Origin of the sequence: Blautia sp. MSK17_66 (assembly GCF_020538025.1) — a bacterium.
Classification (GTDB): Bacteria; Bacillota; Clostridia; order Lachnospirales; family Lachnospiraceae; genus Blautia_A.
Map to the genome: position 1 here is coordinate 210,862 of NZ_JAJBNQ010000001.1, position 19,032 is coordinate 229,893.

14 protein-coding genes, 1 pseudogene and 1 riboswitch are annotated in these 19,032 nt (G+C 38.6%); of the genes and pseudogenes, 1 reads left to right on the plus strand and 14 read right to left on the minus strand.

Annotated elements, in window-relative coordinates; genetic code table 11:
- Positions 1–28: 28 nt before the first annotated feature.
- From crcB to LIR34_RS01015, 8 genes are all read right to left on the minus strand, one after another.
- A complete protein-coding gene (gene crcB, locus LIR34_RS00980) occupies positions 29–394 on the minus strand; it encodes a fluoride efflux transporter CrcB (RefSeq protein ID WP_161284997.1) in 366 nt (121 codons plus the stop codon).
- Between the two features lie 89 nt (positions 395–483).
- On the minus strand, positions 484–1,839 hold the full coding sequence (locus LIR34_RS00985; protein ID WP_161284996.1) for an MATE family efflux transporter: 1,356 nt from the start codon (positions 1,837–1,839) through the stop codon (positions 484–486).
- Between the two features lie 203 nt (positions 1,840–2,042).
- On the minus strand, positions 2,043–2,876 hold the full coding sequence (locus LIR34_RS00990; protein WP_161284995.1) for a carbohydrate ABC transporter permease: 834 nt from the start codon (positions 2,874–2,876) through the stop codon (positions 2,043–2,045).
- 12 nt (positions 2,877–2,888) lie between these two features.
- Entirely contained in the window at positions 2,889–3,785 is an 897-nt protein-coding gene (locus LIR34_RS00995; RefSeq protein ID WP_161284994.1) for a carbohydrate ABC transporter permease, read from the minus strand.
- Between the two features lie 74 nt (positions 3,786–3,859).
- The gene (locus LIR34_RS01000) at positions 3,860–5,164 is read right to left on the minus strand and encodes an extracellular solute-binding protein (RefSeq protein ID WP_161284993.1); all 1,305 of its coding nucleotides are present in this window, start codon (positions 5,162–5,164) and stop codon (positions 3,860–3,862) included.
- Between the two features lie 27 nt (positions 5,165–5,191).
- The gene (locus LIR34_RS01005) at positions 5,192–7,201 is read right to left on the minus strand and encodes an alpha-amylase family protein (RefSeq protein WP_161284992.1); all 2,010 of its coding nucleotides are present in this window, start codon (positions 7,199–7,201) and stop codon (positions 5,192–5,194) included.
- 98 nt (positions 7,202–7,299) lie between these two features.
- Positions 7,300–8,835 (minus strand): response regulator, encoded by a 1,536-nt coding sequence (locus LIR34_RS01010; protein WP_173901530.1) that lies wholly within the window; start codon positions 8,833–8,835, stop codon positions 7,300–7,302.
- Positions 8,816–10,597 (minus strand): cache domain-containing sensor histidine kinase, encoded by a 1,782-nt coding sequence (locus LIR34_RS01015; protein ID WP_161284990.1) that lies wholly within the window; start codon positions 10,595–10,597, stop codon positions 8,816–8,818. The genes LIR34_RS01010 and LIR34_RS01015 overlap by 20 nt, the downstream gene beginning before the upstream one ends.
- A gap of 602 nt (positions 10,598–11,199) precedes the next feature.
- Here LIR34_RS01015 and LIR34_RS01020 point away from each other — a divergent pair.
- Positions 11,200–11,730, plus strand: a pseudogene (locus LIR34_RS01020) (transposase); the annotation flags it as partial.
- 120 nt (positions 11,731–11,850) lie between these two features.
- On the opposite strand, the gene LIR34_RS01025 reads toward LIR34_RS01020, so the two are convergent.
- From LIR34_RS01025 to recD2, 6 genes are all read right to left on the minus strand, one after another.
- A complete protein-coding gene (locus LIR34_RS01025) occupies positions 11,851–12,108 on the minus strand; it encodes a hypothetical protein (protein ID WP_173901506.1) in 258 nt (85 codons plus the stop codon).
- A gap of 188 nt (positions 12,109–12,296) precedes the next feature.
- Complete coding sequence (ribH, locus tag LIR34_RS01030) at positions 12,297–12,770, minus strand: 6,7-dimethyl-8-ribityllumazine synthase (RefSeq protein WP_161286266.1); 474 nt, start codon at positions 12,768–12,770, stop codon at positions 12,297–12,299.
- Between the two features lie 26 nt (positions 12,771–12,796).
- Positions 12,797–14,014: a bifunctional 3,4-dihydroxy-2-butanone-4-phosphate synthase/GTP cyclohydrolase II gene (locus LIR34_RS01035; RefSeq protein ID WP_161286267.1), complete on the minus strand. Its 1,218-nt coding sequence runs from the start codon at positions 14,012–14,014 to the stop codon at positions 12,797–12,799.
- An 18-nt stretch (positions 14,015–14,032) separates the two neighbouring features.
- Entirely contained in the window at positions 14,033–14,686 is a 654-nt protein-coding gene (gene ribE / locus LIR34_RS01040) for a riboflavin synthase (RefSeq protein ID WP_173901529.1), read from the minus strand.
- Positions 14,668–15,795 (minus strand): bifunctional diaminohydroxyphosphoribosylaminopyrimidine deaminase/5-amino-6-(5-phosphoribosylamino)uracil reductase RibD, encoded by a 1,128-nt coding sequence (ribD, locus tag LIR34_RS01045; protein ID WP_173901528.1) that lies wholly within the window; start codon positions 15,793–15,795, stop codon positions 14,668–14,670. Before ribD ends, ribE begins: the two co-directional genes overlap by 19 nt.
- 254 nt (positions 15,796–16,049) lie before the next feature.
- Positions 16,050–16,164: riboswitch (FMN riboswitch) on the minus strand.
- A 103-nt stretch (positions 16,165–16,267) separates the two neighbouring features.
- Entirely contained in the window at positions 16,268–18,922 is a 2,655-nt protein-coding gene (recD2, locus tag LIR34_RS01050) for an SF1B family DNA helicase RecD2 (protein ID WP_173901527.1), read from the minus strand.
- Between the last annotated feature and the right edge of the window lie 110 nt (positions 18,923–19,032).

Here is a 19,032-nt window from a genome sequence, read left to right on the forward strand (position 1 = left end):
GGAGATGTATCGGAATTCCCTCTGAATCTTATCTTACGACTGCATACTGTGCTGCATATACTGCCGCCAATGCTCCTATTACACTCAATGCAACATAGAACATTGCCCACCAGCCTGCGCCTCGTTCCATTAGCTGATTCGTTTCCAGGGCAAAAGAAGAAAATGTCGTAAATCCTCCGCAAATACCAACCTTCAAAAATAAAATCAATTGCGGATTCCAGTCTTTCTTCGCACCAAACGCTACAACAAGTCCTATCACAAATGCTCCGGCAATATTAATTAATAATGTCTTTACCGGAAAGCCATTTTGTGGGTTTATCGGAATCAATCCTATCAGATAACGAGCTACAGCTCCAAGAAATCCTCCCAGTCCAACTATAATACAATTCATCATTTTATAATTCTCCTCTGATTACACATACCCTCGGTGCCTTCAAGTTGTTCTTCATAAGCAAATTCTGAAGATTCCAGACAGCCCCATGATCAGTCAAAATCTCTGGTAATATTTGTAAGCCATTTACCTCTGAAATAGTGAATGAATACCACAGGCATTTTTTCGAACTCATCCAGAGTCATTACAAAATATACCCAGACAGGCGGCAGTTTTAAAACATATGCTGCAAGGAAGGTGAGAGGAACTGCAACAAGCCACATAAATATAGAGTCTATGATCATTCCAAACCTGGAATCACCACCACCTCTGAAGCAGCCGCATATAAGACAGGTGTTAATACCTTCTCCCACAAGACGCCAGGTTGTCATAAATATAAAAATACCAAGATAATAAATGGCAGTCTCCGTCAATTTATCCCGATAGAAATCCAGTATCAAAGGGCGCAGTGCCAGAATGATGACACATCCGATCAGACTTACAATCATTGTTATTCTGAGCATGCGTTTGCCATATTCTCTGGCTGCATCAATGTTATCTTTACCCAGTTCCTGGCTGACAATGATGGTAGTAGCATTGGCAAAACCACGACAGGCGATTGCACCAATATTTACCACCATGACAGCAACCGCATTTGCAGCAACCATATCATCACCAATATGACCGAGGATTGCTGCGAATGCTGATGTAGCAAAACTCCAGACAACATCATTCACGATAGCCGGAGTGGCAATTTTCATAAAATCCTGGAACAGAATACCTGCTTTTGCAAAGAAGTATTTGATCCGGAATCTGACATCAGAACTTCTTAATGAGTAGATGAGGCAGATCAGTACTTCTGTGATTCTGGCAATAACAGTACCAAGTGCAACACCGGTGACGCCAAGCTTTGGAAGTCCAAACAGCCCAAAGATAAAGGTGGCATTACAAAGTACATTGACGCCAAGCGAAACAATGTACGTGATCGAAGGCAGCATTATTTTTCCGATGCTTCGAAGAGCACTCATAAAAATCTGAGAGAATCCCATAAACATAAATGAAAATGAGATCACTTTCAGATATTCACTGCCGGCAGCAATCGTATCAGGACTGTTTGTAAAGACCTTCATGATCGTAGTTGGCATTGTGAAAGAAATCACGAAAAATACAAGAGAAATGATCAGCGAGATTCGTTCCGCCAGGCCGAGAATCCTTTCTACTGTCTTTTTATCACCTTTTCCCCAGTACTGGGAACATAAGACCGATGTACCCGCGGCCATACCATAATATAAACAGAAAAGAATAAAAGTATACTGATTCGCAAGAGATGAAGCCGACATGGCAGTCTGGCTTACGTATCCAAGCATAACCGTATCGGCAATGTTTACCAGTGTTCCGATCAGGTTTTGGAGCATGATCGGAAAGGCTAGTTTTGATGCATATTTTAGAAAATCTTTTTTATTTAGCATACATGGTTTTTCCTTAGTTCTTAATATTCTTTACCAATTGTATCATATTATTGCATTATAAATACATATCTTTTAGAATTATTTTTTTTATCTATTTTCTGAAAAAACTGAACACTCAAAAAGCTGATGCAGTGGTGATTTCTATTACCACTTATGCATCAGCCTTTCCTTATATCTCTTTATATCTGAGACCCCGAAAAATATCAGCCCTTTATAGCTCCACTCATCAAACCATTTTCTATTTTTTCCTGGAAAAATACATATGCAATAATCACTGGTATTGTAGTAAGGCATATTCCTGCCATGCTAGAGCTGTAATCGGTGCTATATTCTCCAAAGAATGCAAGTAATCCCATCGAAATTGTTCCTTTATTTTTATCTGATATAAAAATAAGCGGAAACAGAAGATTATTCCAGACCTGAATAAAGTTAAAAATTGAAACGCTTACAATTCCAGGTACGGATAACGGCAATATCATCTTAAAAAATACTTGAAAAATACTTGCCCCATCTATAACCATTGCTTCTTCCAGTTCTGTAGGAATTCCATTCATAAATCCAGTCAAAACCAGAACCGTCATTGGAAAACAAAAAGCCGAATATAACAGTATCAACACTGGATAATTATTCATTATCCCTAATTTTCCAAATATGTATGACAATGGAATCAATACTGCCTGAATAGGAATCATCATTCCCGATATAAATAACAGATATATTTTTGACTTTCCACGAAATCTGAATTTTGCTAGAACATATGATGCCATTGCACCAAAAAGTCCGGCAATTACCAGAGTTCCTACTGAAAGAATAATTGTGTTAAGAAAATATCTGCCAATGTTTCCAACCTTCCATGCTGTTATATAATTCTCAAATCTCAATCTTTTCGGCAGTGAAGTAAATGATGAAAAAATTTCCAGATTACCTTTAAATGAACAAAAAATTGAGAATACCAGCGGATATATATTAATCAATGCCACAATCACGAAAATTACAAAACATATATACTGTCTTGCGGAACGTTTTTTTGATTTCATTTCTTTCCCCCCTTAATATTCTATAGATTCTTTTTTATTCATTAGTGTCAGACTAAGAATAGAAACTGCAGCACTCAGTACAAAAATCACAGTTGCAATAGCACTTCCGGTTCCATAGTGTCCATATCGATATGCTTCGTTGTACATCAGAAGTGCAGGAACAATCGTACAGTTATTTGTTCCACCTGTTGGTGTAAGAATATATACAGTATCAAAGATTTTAAGTACACCTGTTATTACCATAATGGTAGACATTTTTAATGGTTCCCATAACATTGGTATATAAATATTCCAGATTTTTTTCCATCCTGTGGCACCGTCGAGCTCACCAGCTTCCAAAACTGAGTTTGGAATCGAGGTAAGTCCCGCCAGACAGATGATCATATAATAACCAACACTTGTCCATGTACTTACTATAATCAAGCACATCAGTGATGTTTTTGGATTTACAAGCCATTGCTGCATACAATTTGCAAGACCAATTTTAATAAGCAAACTATTAAGGATTCCCTTTTCAGTTGGAAAATAAATAAAATTCCATAATAATGCAACTGCTGTTACTGATAAGATCATAGGTATGAAAAAGGCTGCTTTAAAAAATCTCTGTCCTCTCTTAAAATGATGGATCAAAAGACCCAGCCCAAATCCTAACGGCACCTGAAGAATCACACTGATTACTACGTATATCAGAACATTTTGTAATGATTTAAGAAAAACTGCATTATGAAAAATATTCCTGTAATTTTTCAAACCTACAAATTTAAGTGCTACAGCCTGAATCCCAGGCCAATCATTAAAAGAAAAATAAATTGACATAATTACTGGAATCAATTCAAAACAAAGATATATCAGAATCGCCGGTATTAAAAATGCCGCGATCACTTTTTTATTTCTTCTGATTTTCTCCATAAACACCCTCCTCATTCCTGTTTTGAGTAAACAAAAGGAAGGGTGCGTTATGTCCCTTCCTTTTGCTTCATAGTTTAGCTTTCTGGACGGTTTGCATCAATATCTGCCTGAATAGTCTGTGCTGTATCTTCAGCTGAATCAGACAACATCATGTTCAAAATTCCGTTTCGTGAAGTATCTACCAGCGTAGAGCATGTGTCATAATCAAAATACTCTCCAACTGAATCGCTTATCGTTCCGGTATATTCAACCATATCTTTAAAGATCTGCGGAGCACTGTCCGGTGCTGTAATATCTTTATAAGGAGCTACTCGCATTGCTGCATCCATTCGTTCCTGAATAGAATCTTTTGATGTCATATACTTAATCAGTTTTAAAGTAGCTTCTTTTTCTTCATCAGACATAGTTCCGGAAAGCATCCATCCAGAAGTATATACAACATGTGTATCTTTAAATTCTGGTTTGTCTTCAAAATATGGGAATGCAAAGAATGAAATATCATCCAGGATCTCCGACTCAGAATTAAACATTTCTGGTATGATAGGACTGCTGTGAGAAATCATAGCTACTTCTCCTGTCAGGAACTGATTCATCTGTGTATTATAGTCCATTCCTTCAAAGCCCTCGGCAAAAGCACCCTTTTCTTTCAGGTCTTTTGTAATCTGCAGGCATTCTACCACATCATCATCTGTCCATTTCTTTTCGCCGATGCCGAGTTTTACAATTCCGTCATGGCCAATTCTTTTTGCAAGAATGTTGTTAAAAATATGACCCATTACCCATGTGTTTTTACCACCCACACCAAATGGAGTGATTCCTGCTGCATTCAGTTTATCAATTGCATCATATAACTCGTCCATGGTTTCTGGCACTTTTTCAATTCCGGCTTTTTCAAACAGAGCTTTATTATAAAAGATTGCATCTACATTGAGTTCATTTGGAAGTGCATAAATTCCATCAGCTCCATATGCACTCAGATCATATGTATCCAATGCTCCATCCAGGAAAGTGTTCTTCCAGTCTTCATCCGCATTAAGAGATTCTGTAAGATCAAGAAGTACTCCATTCTGAGCCCATTCTTTTAATCCTGCAATAGCCGGATAATAGAAGATATTTGGAGTTTCACCTGTAGACAGAGCAACTTTTAGCTTGTTATTATAAGCAGATTCTTCATAAATTGAGTCATTCTGTACCTCAATATCTGGATTTTCCTCCATAAAAGCTGCAATCTGATCCTCATAGACTTTTGCCATTGGAGTATCTCCACTATCACGGCTCATAAAACTGATCTTTACTTTATCTGCTGCAAGTACAGGTGAAACAGATGTTAATGCCATCGTTGCTGCTAAAACGATTCCTAAAACTTTTCTTCCTTTCATAAAATACCTCCCGATAATCATTATAATTTAGTTTTCATAACAGATTGCAATCATTTGATGTCCATTGACTTCTTTTACAGTAAAGTCAAGTTCGCTTCCATTTTGTTCATAGACAATCTTCTGTCTGTCAGGTACTGTATATATGTCTCTGACCTTACGTTCCTCATTCATCGTAATTTTAAGATTGTACAATGGAATTACATCTTCTACGATCTCCAGGTTCTTACATTTTTTCACTGGCACATAATGTAATACATGAACAATTTTTCTGTTCTCCTGATTCTGTTCAAGCACTGTGACCTGCGTAGTTGATGGCCCATCATGCTGTATGATTGGATCTGGAAGGAGTCTCTCCAACTCATTTCGAAACAGTTTCTTAAACCATGCCGGTGCCCAGTTCTGATAAGTCGTAAAAATAGGATGAATAAAATAAGCTGTATTTTCTGTTTCAACAATTCCCGGATAAGCTTCTTTTCTTCCTGACGGTGAGTGTAAATGAGAACAAAAATGCTCATATGTACGATTGAAAACCGGAGGAATTACCTTCTGTACAAATACTGCTTCATCTGTGGCTTCTACTAGAGTACCTTTATCATACATAACATGCTCAGCATCTGCTAAATCTTTAGATAAATGTTCTTTTGGCCAGATGAAGTCCGGACTATAAGGTGCCTCTCCCTTATAAACAACAGCAAGTTCCGGAATCATAAACTTCTGATGCGCTCTGTCAAGGCCAGACTGATAACTCACTAAAAGCTTGCCGCCTTTTTTCAGATAAGTACTTAATTTATCTCTTAATTCTTCATCTACTGGGATTACATCCGGAAGTATTAAGAGTCTGTATTTGTCAAAATCAAGCGTACTGTCAATGAAATCAAACTGATATCCTAATTCCATTAACAATCTGGCTACACCTTCTGACGCTCCTGGAATGTGACCTGCAACACCTGTTGCATAAAACTCTTCAGCAGTAAATACACCAATTTCTGAAATCGGTTTTGCATTTTCACACCAGGGTTCTTTTTCTTCTACAGATTTGTATACTCTTCCGATTTGCTTATACATATCTGTATTTAATTTTCCCCAGTAGTCCATCTGGTCTCCAATTGTGCACTTGCATCCATGTGCCAACATAGAGAACACTTCATACTCCATCGCCGCCTCATTACGAAAAGCATGAAAATCTCCCCATTCGGTATGGAATCGACTTGTAAGTCCCAGACATTCTTTTCCAAAATTTCTCATGTATTTTGCAGAAACCGGAAAATCAAGATATCCCCACTCTACACCTGGAAGTGATTCAAAAGAGAAATAAGAATAGTCTTCTTTAACTGGTTTATCCAGATATCCCAAATGTCCTTTATTATAACATACATGAAAATCCGGATTATACTTTTTAGCAAATGCAGTAAGGTCTCTCACCATGTCATAATAAGTCCATCTTGCAAATTCCTGCCTGTCCTCTTTTTTTGCCGGGTTTAATCCCTGCTCTCTCATAAGCTTCTGACAAGATGGACAGCAGCACTCATTCATAAATGCGGCATCATACCAGACTCCGTCTCCCGGAATCGTTTCAAGTACTTCACCGAACTGTTTTTTCAGAAAATCTCTGTACGGAGTATTCACACAAAGATTTTTATAAAATCCCGCCTCAAAATATCCTTTTCCTTTGTAATCCTGCAATGCACCATTTTCATCGATGCAAATCCACTCTGGATGCATATCTGCAATACGCTTATTCCAACGTATGGTTGTATACAGATTTACCTGAATCCCGTGTCTTCTGCATGCTTCTGACTGTTCTCGTAAGAGATCTCTGTGTGCCAATCCCGGATGTACCATTTCCGGAAATATTTTTGAATCATAATACAAATTCCCATGATGTCCGCAGGAAAACAATGTAATGGAATTGACATGTGCATCTTCCAGCGTCTGTGCAAATTCTTCTGCATCAAATTCAGAACACACTCCCTGAATAGCCTCGCTGGTATGGAAATCCAGATGGATCTGTCTAAATGGAATTTCTTTTTCTGCCATTTCCTTTCCCCTCCTGTTTTTTGATGAGGTAAGATTATCATTTTTATGGCAATTCGTGAATGTACTATTTTTAGATGCGTGGGAAAAATTTTAGATATTTAGTTTTTTCTTTCTTCCATATATTTTGAAGGAGAAATCCCATAGTACTTTTTAAAGTTTTTACTAAAATAATATACATCACTATATCCTACCGACTCAGAAATATCTATAAGTGTCTTATCTGGATATTCGATCAAATATTTCTTTGCCTGTTCCAGGCGTACCTGAGTAAGGTATCTACTTAAAGAACAACCTTTTTCTTTCTTAAAAATACTGCTCAGATAACTGGCATTTGCTCCGATTTCACCAGCTACCATATTCAAACTCATATCTTTCTTATAAAAATTGTCATCTATAAAATCTATTGCATCTTGAACTTTTCTTTGTGTCACCGGAATCTTTCTGGTTTTCATACATCCAAAACATTTTTCAAGAATGTCCAACAATGTCTTTTTAATTTCTTTGATACTTCCATTATTCTGCAAACTTGTCAATTCCTGCTGTTCCTTTTTTATTACACATGAGAAATCAACTCCTGCCTCCGACATAAAAAAAGAAATATGTATAAAAAGATCCATTACCACATAATGTACTACATAAAGACTACTGTTCTTTTCTTCCATTTGATCAAACATTATTTCTATTTCTTTATATAACATTTCATGTTCATTTTTTCTGAGATAGTACAGAAACACAGATGGATCATAATCTAATGTTTGCAGCATCTCCACAATATCTACGGGCTCATATATTAACAGACGATTATCTTTCTTTCCCTTCTGCGCTGCTGAGTATGCCTCACGATATGCACTTTTCAGGTCTCTAATGTTATCATGAACTCTGCTGATACCACCATTCCACGTTCTGTTTTTGTTCATCACCTCTTGTAAGTAAGTGCAGAGCATTTGAGTTTTATAAGCCATATCTGCTTCTCCAAACAAAACAAACGTATACCTTTGATTTATTATTATCATTTCATATTCCGGATAATAATCCTGTATCATTTCTTCTATTTCAAAGACTCTTTTATCATTATTTCCCCCTTGAAATCTGGCAATGAGTACCACAATTTGTTTTTTTGTAGAGATGCCCAACTGATTCCATATTTCATTTGAGTCTTCATATATATTTATTCCCGAAATCTGTTCCAATAAGATTTTTTCTTTCTGATTCTGGGTAATCGCTTCCTGCATTTTTTTTACTGAGAGCTTCTGTTGTTGAATTTTTTGAATCTTTTCTTTACATTTCATTAACTCACTGGTCAGTTCTTTCGGATTAAGTGGTTTCAGAACGAAACTTAATGCTCCAAAGGATAACGCTTCTTTTGCATATTCAAATTCTCCATATGCACTCAGAATAATCACTTGTGTTTCCGGAAATACTTTCTTTACCTTTTTTGACACTTCAATACCATTCACATAAGGAATATTGATATCCATAATCAATATATCCGGTTTCAGCATAAATATCTTTTCCAGTGCTTCTTCTCCATCCTCTGCTTCTCCACAGAGTTCTATACCGATACTCTGCCAATCAACAGATTTTTTAACTAGTTTTCTTTGGAGAAACTCATCATCAACCAGAAATGCTTTCATTTTTTTCAATCTCCTTCTTAAATCCTACAGGCAAACATACTGTTGCTATCGTACCCTGTCCTTCCTTACTTTCTAAATGAAGTCCATATTCTTTTCCAAAATAAATCTGCAGTCTTTGCTGAATATTAAACAGTCCAAATGCTGATTCTTTTTCTCTTGTATCCATACTAAACAGATCTATTAGTTTTTCTTTGGGAATACCTGTTCCATTATCTGATACTGTGATATATACTTTATTATTTTCTTTCCACCCTTTTATTTCAATGATACCCTGTCCACGTTTTTCTTTTACGCCATGATAAATTGCATTTTCCACTAATGGCTGCAATGTTAATTTTACAATCCATTCTTTCAGAATTTCTTCTTCTATATCAGTTTTATAAATAATTTTATTACCATAGCGGAACTCTTGTATTTTTATATAATTTTCAATATTAATCATTTCCTGTTGTATGGATATCAAGGTTTTGCCATCGCTTAATGACGTTCTATAAAAAGTGCCAATAGACTGTATCATTACAAATGCATCATCCAGACATTCCATTTGAATTAGTGAGCTTACACTATTTAATGTATTATAAAGAAAGTGTGGATTAATCTGTGCCTGTAATGCAGCCAACTCAAGTTTTCTTTTGGCCTTTTGTTCCTGATAAACCTGCTCTATCAATTGTCGGATTTTTTCTGCCATTTTATTAAATGCCTCTGATAAAGTACCAATCTCATCCATATACAAAACTGGTACTTTTACAGACAGATTTCCTTTTCCAAAGCTCGACATAGTGCGAGTCAGCTCTGTTAATGGTTTTGTTACACTGTAAGCAACTCTCAGACTAAAAATGATGTTTAACAACACTGCGATAATTCCGACCATATATATGATTTGTATAATATTTCTACCTGCACGGGTTAATTCTCTGACCGGTGTCAAGCCAAGCATTATCCAATTTAGGGTAGGGATCTCTGAAGTCGTAACAAGATACCGCTCCTCATCTATATTAAATACTTTTCCACCTTTTTGATTTGTAATTGCCCATTTAAAATAATCTTTATCACCGATATTTTCAAATATATCTTTATCATTTTCAATCTTTGTATTTCCTTCCAAATCCGCAATTATATATTTACCTTGCTCTCCGTTTTTAATATGGGTAAAATTGTTTATCAGTAACGGAGACTGATATTCTATCATCAAATACCCTTTTATAATACCTGTATCGTAGTCCCTGTAATATCTTATGTATCCAATCCCTTTTTTTTCATATCCTTCAATACACTGGTTATACAAATCAATCCATTTAACATTATAATTCTCTTTAACCAAAGAGAAAAATTTTTCATATTTTTGCGACTCTGAACGAATACTGTTAGAATTCACAATATGTCCATATGAATCAAACAGCGAAATACTGCTATATTCTTTATCTGAATACAAAGCATCCAGATAGTCCAACCGTCTTTCTACTTGCATTTTGTATTTTATCTGATCTGCATTCTCTTCTGAATCCAGCAAAAACCAATTCTGAATCGCATCATCTGTTAATAAAGCTTTCGCTATTTTCTCTGCATTTTCCAAAACATTTTGGCTATTATCCGATATGATTTGAAATTTTTCTTTATAACTTTCGCTTGTAATATTCAAAACCGATTTTTCATATATTACGCGAATCAAAATCGTTAATGATAAAATTGTAAAAAATATAATAATTATACTTGTAAAAGAGAATTTTTTTGCAAGTGATATTTCATGATATTTTTTCTTCATTTGATTGTTTCCCCCTAGTTTTATAAAAGAAAATGCCTCAGCTACACTTATAAAGACCGAAAAATATCTCTTTTCGTGTCTATACAAATACATCTGAGGCATTATTTTATTCACATTTTAAATTCACATAAACATAATAATAGAATTCTCTTCAAAATACAATATCTTATTTAATTTTTATGCTATAAATGAGCAAGTTCGTGATTTTGCATAAAAAGAAAGACACCTTAAATCGTTCGTGTTGTATAATGAAAGTGACGAAATAAACATTGCAACATTTACGAAAGAAGGTGCCTCTCGCAAATACTATACATCATTCTATATTCTTATACAACCAGTTTAAGAAATTAAGTTTATGCAAATCTTTTTCGAACAGAGTGATCGGTCATCTCATGAGTATCCTGAGCAGTATCTTTATCTCGGGTTACCATGGAAAGACTACCGACTTTGCACAAAACAGTTCCTGTCACAGAACTACCATCGCACATTTCCTCAATTCCGGGAAATAGGATGATACCTTACTTGAAAATACTTTAAAATCCTCCGTAGTTGAAATTATTTATTCAGAAGCACAGCGCACCGGAAAGCCTGTTTTCTGTATTGTGGATGATACCATAGCTTCAAAGACAAAGCCTTCGTCACAGGCTCTGCATCCAATTGAAGATGCGTATCTCCTTTGTGGCTGCTGGTATGTTTCTGAAAAATTAATTAACACATTTGTACAGAAGAGGTTCCATACCATTGGAGCTTTAAAAACAAACCGCCTGCTGTACCCGTCAGGAATGAAAAAGAAGCTCAGCGAACTTGCTGCTGAATTATCGGTAACAGAGAAGGGATTTGACCTTGTGACAGTCAAAAACCGAAAATATTATGTGTACCGGTATGAAGAAAACCTGAATGGTATCGAAAATGCGGTTGTTCTTTTAAGTTATCCTGAAAAGGCATTTGGAAATCCCAAAGCACTGCGGGCTTTTATCAGCACAAACGTGGCATTATCAACGCTGAAGATCCTTTCCTGCTATGTGTGCAGATGGCCGATTGAGGTCTTTTTCAGACAATGTAAGACCCGGCTGGCACTGGATACCTACCAGATACGTTCCTCAAAAGGGATCCAAAGATACTGGCTGCTGATGTCAATGGCACATTATATCACAATCCTGTATGATAAATATATCCCTTTTAGACTGTTTTTTCATCTTGGAAAACTATTTTGTCTGTTATATCCTGAAGATGTTTTATTCGATTTCTTAATTTTATTTTTTATATCCGATTGCACTGCAGGGCACCAGTGCACGTACTGCAGCTGTTGCATAATGTGTTATTTTTTCGTAGAAATGATTGGTTCTGTCGATTCTGTTGCTCCCGTTTTTCTGTAAATCTGCCTCAGAAATTTCAATTATATCACCCGGCCACAAGTCAGACCGCTGAAGCTTTATAATCCGTCCATTCTTTGCAAGAACTGCTGCTTCTTTTTTTATGATTTCAAGAACAACTGCTTCCATATTTTTCATTCCTTTCTACTGGATTTTTGATCTTGGTATCATATTACATAAACAGTCCCTGAATTACCATCCATACATTTGAAAACGTTCTCATACAATCCATATTTTTCCCTGTTTCACGTATATTTTGGCACAAAAAAGACTGATTTTGAAACTAAATCAGCCTTTTTTTGAAAACGTTTTCAGTATATATTTATTTAGAACTGCTTCATGAGATTGACCATCTCAATCGCTGATAATGCACAGTCATAACCTTTGTTCCCTGCTTTGCTTCCCGCGCGTGCAATAGCCTGCTCAATATTCTCAGTCGTGATTACACCGAATAAGACCGGGATTCCTGTTGCAAGTTCAACCTGTGCAATTCCTTTGGCAGACTCGTTGCACACCAGATCATAATGTGAGGTATCTCCACGAATAACCGCTCCCACGCAGATAACTGCATCATATTTGCCTGACTGCGCCATTTTTTGTGCTGCCAATGGAATCTCAAATGCTCCCGGTACCCATGCCGCAGTAATATTTTCTTCTTCTACCCCGTGTCTTACTAATCCGTCAACTGCCCCTCCCAATAGTTTATTTACAATGATTTCGTTGAATCTCGCTGCCACAATACCAACTTTCATTCCCTCTGGTGCTACTACTTTTCCTTCTACTAAATTAATCTGTCTCATTTTTTTCTCCTTTTATTGATTGTTTTTCAGACATTTATTTCCCGGAAAATATGTCCCATCTTTTCCTGTTTTGTCTTCATATATTTTCGGTCATACTTTTGTGGTGGAATCTCCAACGGCACTCTCTTATTGATTTTCAGCCCAAATTCGCCAAGTCCATAAATTTTGTCCGGATTATTTGTCAATAATCTTAATGATTTCACACCAAGATCTGCCAGTATCTGTGCCCCAATCCAGTACTCTCTGAGATCCGGTGCAAATCCTAACTTCACATTAGCCTCCACAGTATCGTATCCCTGCTCCTGAAGTGCATATGCTTTAATCTTATTGATCAGGCCAATTCCTCTGCCTTCCTGTCTCATATAAAGAATAATTCCTCTACCTTCTGCTTCAACCTGGCGCATTGCTGTCTGCAGCTGCAGACCACAGTCGCATCTGAGCGATCCAAATGCATCTCCGGTCAGACACTCCGAATGTACCCGGCAAAGCACATCTTCCCCATCTCCTATATCACCTTTCACCAGTGCCAGATGATGCTCTCCTGTAATGTCATTGATATATCCATACATTTTAAAATCGCCGTATTGCGTTGGAAGATCTGCGACTGCTTCCTCTTTTACATGTTTTTCATGTATTCTTATATAATCCTGCAGATCACGGATCGTAATAAATGTAAGCCCATGCTCTTTTGCCAGTTCCCATAACTGTGATGTACGCATCATGGTTCCATCGTCTTTCATAACCTCACAGCACACACCACATTCTTTCAGTCCGGCCAGTCTCATAAGGTCCGTGGTTGCCTCTGTATGACCATTCCGCACCAGAACTCCTCCTTTTCTGGCTATAAGCGGAAATACATGTCCCGGTCTTCTGAAATCCTCTGGTTTTGCCTCATCATCCACGCACTTCATAATGGTATAGGAGCGCTCTGCTGCTGAAATACCGGTCGTTGTATCTTTGTGATCCACTGCCACAGTAAATGCTGTACTGTGATTATCCGTGTTTTCAGCGACCATCGGCGGAAAATTCAATTTGGCTGCAATTTCCGCACTCATCGGCGTACAGATGAGTCCCTTTGCATAAGTCGCCATAAAATTAATATTTTTCTGGGTTGCAAACTCTGCCGCACATATCAGATCTCCCTCATTTTCTCTGTCCGGATCATCCGTAACCAGAACTATCTTTCCTTCTCTTAAATCCCTCAGTGCCTCTTCAATTGTGTTGTACTGATAGTTTTGTGGCATAATGTATATCCTCCTATTCTAAAACCCGAATTCCTCAAGAAACTCCATCGTAATTCCGGATTCTGTTTTCTCTTCTTCATTTTTTCTGATACCAAGCAGTTTTTCTATGTACTTTCCAACCACATCATTTTCCAGATTAACAAGATCACCCGGTACCTTTTTCAAAAGTGTGGTTTCTTCTCCCGTATGTGGAATGACTGACACCTGAAAACCAGCTTCGTCAACCTTTGCAACCGTCAGGCTGATTCCATCAATGCAGACAGAACCCTTTTCCACAATCAAATGCAAAATCTGCGGTGATGTCGCAATCGATACCCAGATGGCATTCTCTTCGCGGAGCATGGAACGAATCACTCCAGTTCCATCAATATGTCCACTTACTATATGACCTCCGAATCTGCCATCCGCAGCCATTGCACGTTCCAGGTTCACCTGACTTCCTGTTTTGCAGCTGCCAAGACTACTCCTTCTGATCGTCTCTGCCATCACATCTGCAGTAAATCCGTCCGGCTGGATCGACGTAACTGTCAGACACACACCATTCACGGCAATGCTGTCACCAATCTTTGTTCCTTCCAGCACTTTCCTGGCTTTCACTGCCAGCATCCCCGATTCTCCAGTCAACTGTATATAACGGACTTTTCCTTTCTCTTCTACGATTCCCGTAAACATAATTCCTCCTGTTCCTTTTTGCATATCTGGCATCTTATCCTGATGTCATCACCGATCTGACAGATCTCTGTATATTTCAGTTCCACTGCTTCAGATGGAAATTCAACTCCGATACCTTCTACCGGTGTCTTGCTGCCCACACCGCCAAACAGCTTTGGTGCCATGAACACCTGTACTTCTTGTACGATTCCCGCTTTCAGAGCACTGTCATTTAACGTACCTCCGCCTTCCAGAAGAATACTGTCAATACCTCTGTTTCCAAGATTTACCATCAGTTTCTTAAGATCTATCTGGTTTTTTTCATCCGGACAGCAGATGGTCTCAACTCCCATGGTATGTAATATTTTTATTTTCTCTTCCGTATTTTTCTGATCTGCATAAACCACGATTGTCCGGTATTTTTCTGCACTTTTTACAATCTGGCTGTCCAGCGGAATTCTGAGCTTACTGTCACACAGAATCCTGACAGGACTTCTCCATCCTTCTACCCGGACATTTAACATCGGATCATCTGCAAGCACGGTTCCAATGCCAGCCATAATTCCCATGTACTGATGCCTCATATGCTGCACTTCTCTTCTTGCCGCTTCTCCGGTAATCCATTTTGATGCTCCTGTCTTCGTTGCGATCTTCCCATCCAGTGTCATGGCATACTTCATCACTACATAAGGCATCTTCGTTGTAATGTAATGGAAAAACACCGGATTCAGCTGATCGCATTCTTCCCTCATAAAATCTTCAATCACTGTAATGCCTGCTTCCCTCAATATCTGTGCACCTTTTCCTGCCACTTTCGGATTCGGATCTCTGGAACCGATTACCACTTTTTGAATCTTTTGTTCAAGAATTGCTTCCGTACATGGGGGCGTCTTTCCATGATGGCAGCAAGGTTCCAATGTAACATAAAGTACCGCACCTTCTGCTGATTCGGTAAGTGAAGCAATCGCATTACGTTCTGCATGAAGTTCTCCATACTTTTTATGATAACCTTCTCCGATGATCTGCCCATCCTTTACAATCACTGCCCCTACCATCGGATTGGGATTCGTCCAGCCTTCTCCTTTTTTTGCCAGTTGAATCGCCCGAAGCATATATTCCTGATCTGTCACTTTTATCCCTTCTTTCTTATTCCTGTTAGAACACATCCCCGCAAAGCGTTTTTGTGTAATAAGAACCTTACAAAGTAATATCCTGTTACACAAAAAAACCTGCAGAAATATCTGCAGGGAATTTGATCTGTTACATATGATTAATAAATGAATTTTCTTATTTTTCATACTGTTATAAAGTAAAAAAAACTCTGAAATGGATCACCATCTCAGAGCTTTGATACTACATTCATTCATACAAAAATCAACTGTACTATCATCTTCTTTCATCCAGACTGTACTGTCGGCCCCGGAATCTCACCGGATCATGCCTTTCGGCTCGCGGGCTTTACCGCCGGTAGGGAATCTCACCCTGCCCTGAAGATTTCTTTTTCTTTATACTAATACTTTATCTGTAATTTGTAAAGCAGAAATTTTTCTTCTTCCTGTGGCAGTCCAAGCATTACTGTCCACTCCGTTCGCAGTAACTTGGTCAAAATGCATTTCCTTTCATTTCACGATTAATCCATTCCATGATCACGTCGACAACATATTCCTGTTCTGTTTCTGTGAGTTCCCGTCCTTTCGGAATATGATGCCATTTTTCTAAACAACCTCTGCAACAGGTAGCTGTAGCATGCTGTGCCACAAAAACAGGATGTCCTCTCATCGGTGTCTGTTTTCCATCATTTGATATCTCTGCAGGTGCAAGACGTTTTCTGATAAAATCACAGGCATGCTCCCGCACTTTCTCCATTCCCTTTTCTGATACATAACTCCTGTCATTTGCTTTTAGGGAAAAGCTGCTTCTGAACTTTGACTGAGACAGGCGTTTCCATAGATTTCCTTCATAAACGGCTGGTGTTTCACACACCATAGAAGGCTGAATACTGCCCTTGTAGACAATCATTTTCTCTTTCTTCTGCTGCTGACTCAACGAGGCATTGCTGTTGTTTTCATCCCCTGCCTCTTTTAAAAGCTGCGCCGTCACTTCCTGTGCTTCTTTACTGCCGGGCTGCAAACGTCTTGCCAGACATGTATTTCTTCCAGTAGTCATCTCATTTTTTATTGCATAATACACCGCTTTCTTCTCCCCGACAAGTACCAGGATCTTTTTTGCCCTGGTTACACCCGTATAAAGGAGATTTCTCTGCAGCATGACAAAATGACTCATAGTAAATGGCATGACAACGATTGGATATTCACTTCCCTGTGATTTGTGAATCGTCACCGCATAGGCAAGTGTCAGCTCATCCAATTCCGTCACATCGTAAACCACTTCCCGTTCATCAAACAAAACTGTCAGTTCCCGCTCTTCCATATCTACTTTCGTGATGGTTCCAATGTCTCCATTGAATACTTCCTTATCATAATCATTCCGGATCTGCATCACCTTATCCTTCAGCCGGTACTGTGTCCCACCTCTCCGCAAAAAGATCTTTGACTGATTCATGGCTTCCTGCAGCACCTGATTCAGATTTACTGCACCGCATTCACCTCTCTGCATCGGAGTCAGCACCTGAATATCCCGCAGTGGATCCACATGATAATATCTCGGCAGGTTCGTCTTGCAATACTGGACGATGGTATTCACCACTTCCTGATTGCTCTCTTTGGTGGCAAAGAAAAAATCAGAATCTTTTCCGCCTCTGATATCAATGCCTTCCCCTTTATTGATCCGGTGTGCATTCATAATGATCCGACTTCCCTGTGCCTGGCGGAAAATCCTGGTCAGGCGTACTACAGGAACACATCCTGAATCGATAATATCTCTGAGTACATTACCCGCCCCGACACTTGGAAGCTGATCAATATCACCCACCAGGATCAGGGTCATCTGCTCCGGCAATGCTTTCAAAAGATTATACATCAGCATGATATCGATCATGGAACATTCATCCAGAATCAGCACATCTCCTTCCAACGAATGTTCTTCATTCTTCTGATAACCTTCCGGCGGTTTATATTCTAATAACCGGTGAATTGTTTTTGCCTCCATTCCAGTTGCTTCGGACATTCTCTTCGCTGCTCTTCCGGTCGGTGCGGCAAGAATAATCTGACATCCCGCCTGCTTATATGCAGAAATAATCCCCAGAGTTGTTGTGGTCTTTCCGGTTCCGGGTCCACCGGTCAACACCATAACCTTAGAAGAAATAGCAGTTTTTACCGCCTGCCACTGTATCTCATCATAGGTAATTTCTGACGAAGCAGCTACTTTCTTTAATATTTCCTCTATATTCTCAGATTTTTTCTTTCCATAGGTCATCAGCCGGAGCAGCCGTTTTGCACAACCACTTTCTGAAAAATAATAGGATGGAAGATAAATTGCTTCCTGCTCACCGGCCACATCCCGGATCACATCATTTGTACGGATCATCTCATCCAGTGTGATCTTAAGCTCCGGTTCTTCCACTTCCAGAAGTTCCCCTGCCTTTCCGATCAGCTGCTCTCTTGTTGCATAACAATGACCTGCTTCCGCCAGCTTATTCAATGTATAAAAAATACCACTGCGCAGACGGACGAATTTACCTTTATCAATCCCCATCTTCTGCGCAATGGAATCCGCTGTCTTAAATCCAATACCCCAGATATCATCTGCAAGACGGTATGGATTCTCCTTTACAATCGCAATGCTTTCACTGCCATATGTTTTAAAAATCTTTGTCGCATGCGAAGTACTGACCTCATGACTCTGCAGAAAAAGCATGATATTTTTGATCTCTTTCTGTTCCTGCCAGCTTGTCTTTATACGGTCCACACGAACCTTTCCTATCCCCGGTACTTTTAACAGTTCATCCGGTGTGTCTTCGATTACATCCAGCGTATCCTTCCCAAACTTTTCTACAATCCTTTTCGCAAACTTTGGACCAACACCCTTGATCAAACCAGACCCAAGATATTTTTCAATTCCATATACTGTAGCAGGAAGTGTCTCTTCAAACTTCTCTACAGAAAACTGCCGACCATATTTGGCATCCATTTTCCACATGCCTTCCAGGGACAGCACGGAGCCAACATGGGTATCCGGCATTGTGCCAACTACCGTGACAAGATCACTATAGTTCTTTACCGCACATTTCAGAACCGTGTAGCCATTTTCTGCATTCTGATATGTAATTCTCTCAATTACACAACGCAAATGTTCCATGTTCGTCTCCTTTACTGATTTAATATTCCTGACTCTGGTCCGACATCATATCCTTTTTCAGAATATTGCGAAACACTCCCTTGAAATTAGCTTTCTGAGGTAAATATTCT

Excerpts from the sequence above, each read along its gene's own strand:
- crcB (WP_161284997.1), bottom strand. The coding sequence starts at position 394 with ATGATGAATTGTATTATAGTTGGACTGGGAGGATTTCTTGGAGCTGTA.
- LIR34_RS00985 (WP_161284996.1), bottom strand. The coding sequence starts at position 1,839 with ATGCTAAATAAAAAAGATTTTCTAAAATATGCATCAAAACTAGCCTTT.
- LIR34_RS00990 (WP_161284995.1), bottom strand. The coding sequence starts at position 2,876 with ATGAAATCAAAAAAACGTTCCGCAAGACAGTATATATGTTTTGTAATT.
- LIR34_RS00995 (WP_161284994.1), bottom strand. The coding sequence starts at position 3,785 with ATGGAGAAAATCAGAAGAAATAAAAAAGTGATCGCGGCATTTTTAATA.
- LIR34_RS01000 (WP_161284993.1), bottom strand. The coding sequence starts at position 5,164 with ATGAAAGGAAGAAAAGTTTTAGGAATCGTTTTAGCAGCAACGATGGCA.
- LIR34_RS01005 (WP_161284992.1), bottom strand. The coding sequence starts at position 7,201 with ATGGCAGAAAAAGAAATTCCATTTAGACAGATCCATCTGGATTTCCAT.
- LIR34_RS01010 (WP_173901530.1), bottom strand. The coding sequence starts at position 8,835 with ATGAAAGCATTTCTGGTTGATGATGAGTTTCTCCAAAGAAAACTAGTT.
- LIR34_RS01015 (WP_161284990.1), bottom strand. The coding sequence starts at position 10,597 with ATGAAGAAAAAATATCATGAAATATCACTTGCAAAAAAATTCTCTTTT.
- LIR34_RS01025 (WP_173901506.1), bottom strand. The coding sequence starts at position 12,108 with ATGAAAAATATGGAAGCAGTTGTTCTTGAAATCATAAAAAAAGAAGCA.
- ribH (WP_161286266.1), bottom strand. The coding sequence starts at position 12,770 with ATGAGACAGATTAATTTAGTAGAAGGAAAAGTAGTAGCACCAGAGGGA.
- LIR34_RS01035 (WP_161286267.1), bottom strand. The coding sequence starts at position 14,014 with ATGCCACAAAACTATCAGTACAACACAATTGAAGAGGCACTGAGGGAT.
- ribE (WP_173901529.1), bottom strand. The coding sequence starts at position 14,686 with ATGTTTACGGGAATCGTAGAAGAGAAAGGAAAAGTCCGTTATATACAG.
- recD2 (WP_173901527.1), bottom strand. The coding sequence starts at position 18,922 with ATGGAACATTTGCGTTGTGTAATTGAGAGAATTACATATCAGAATGCA.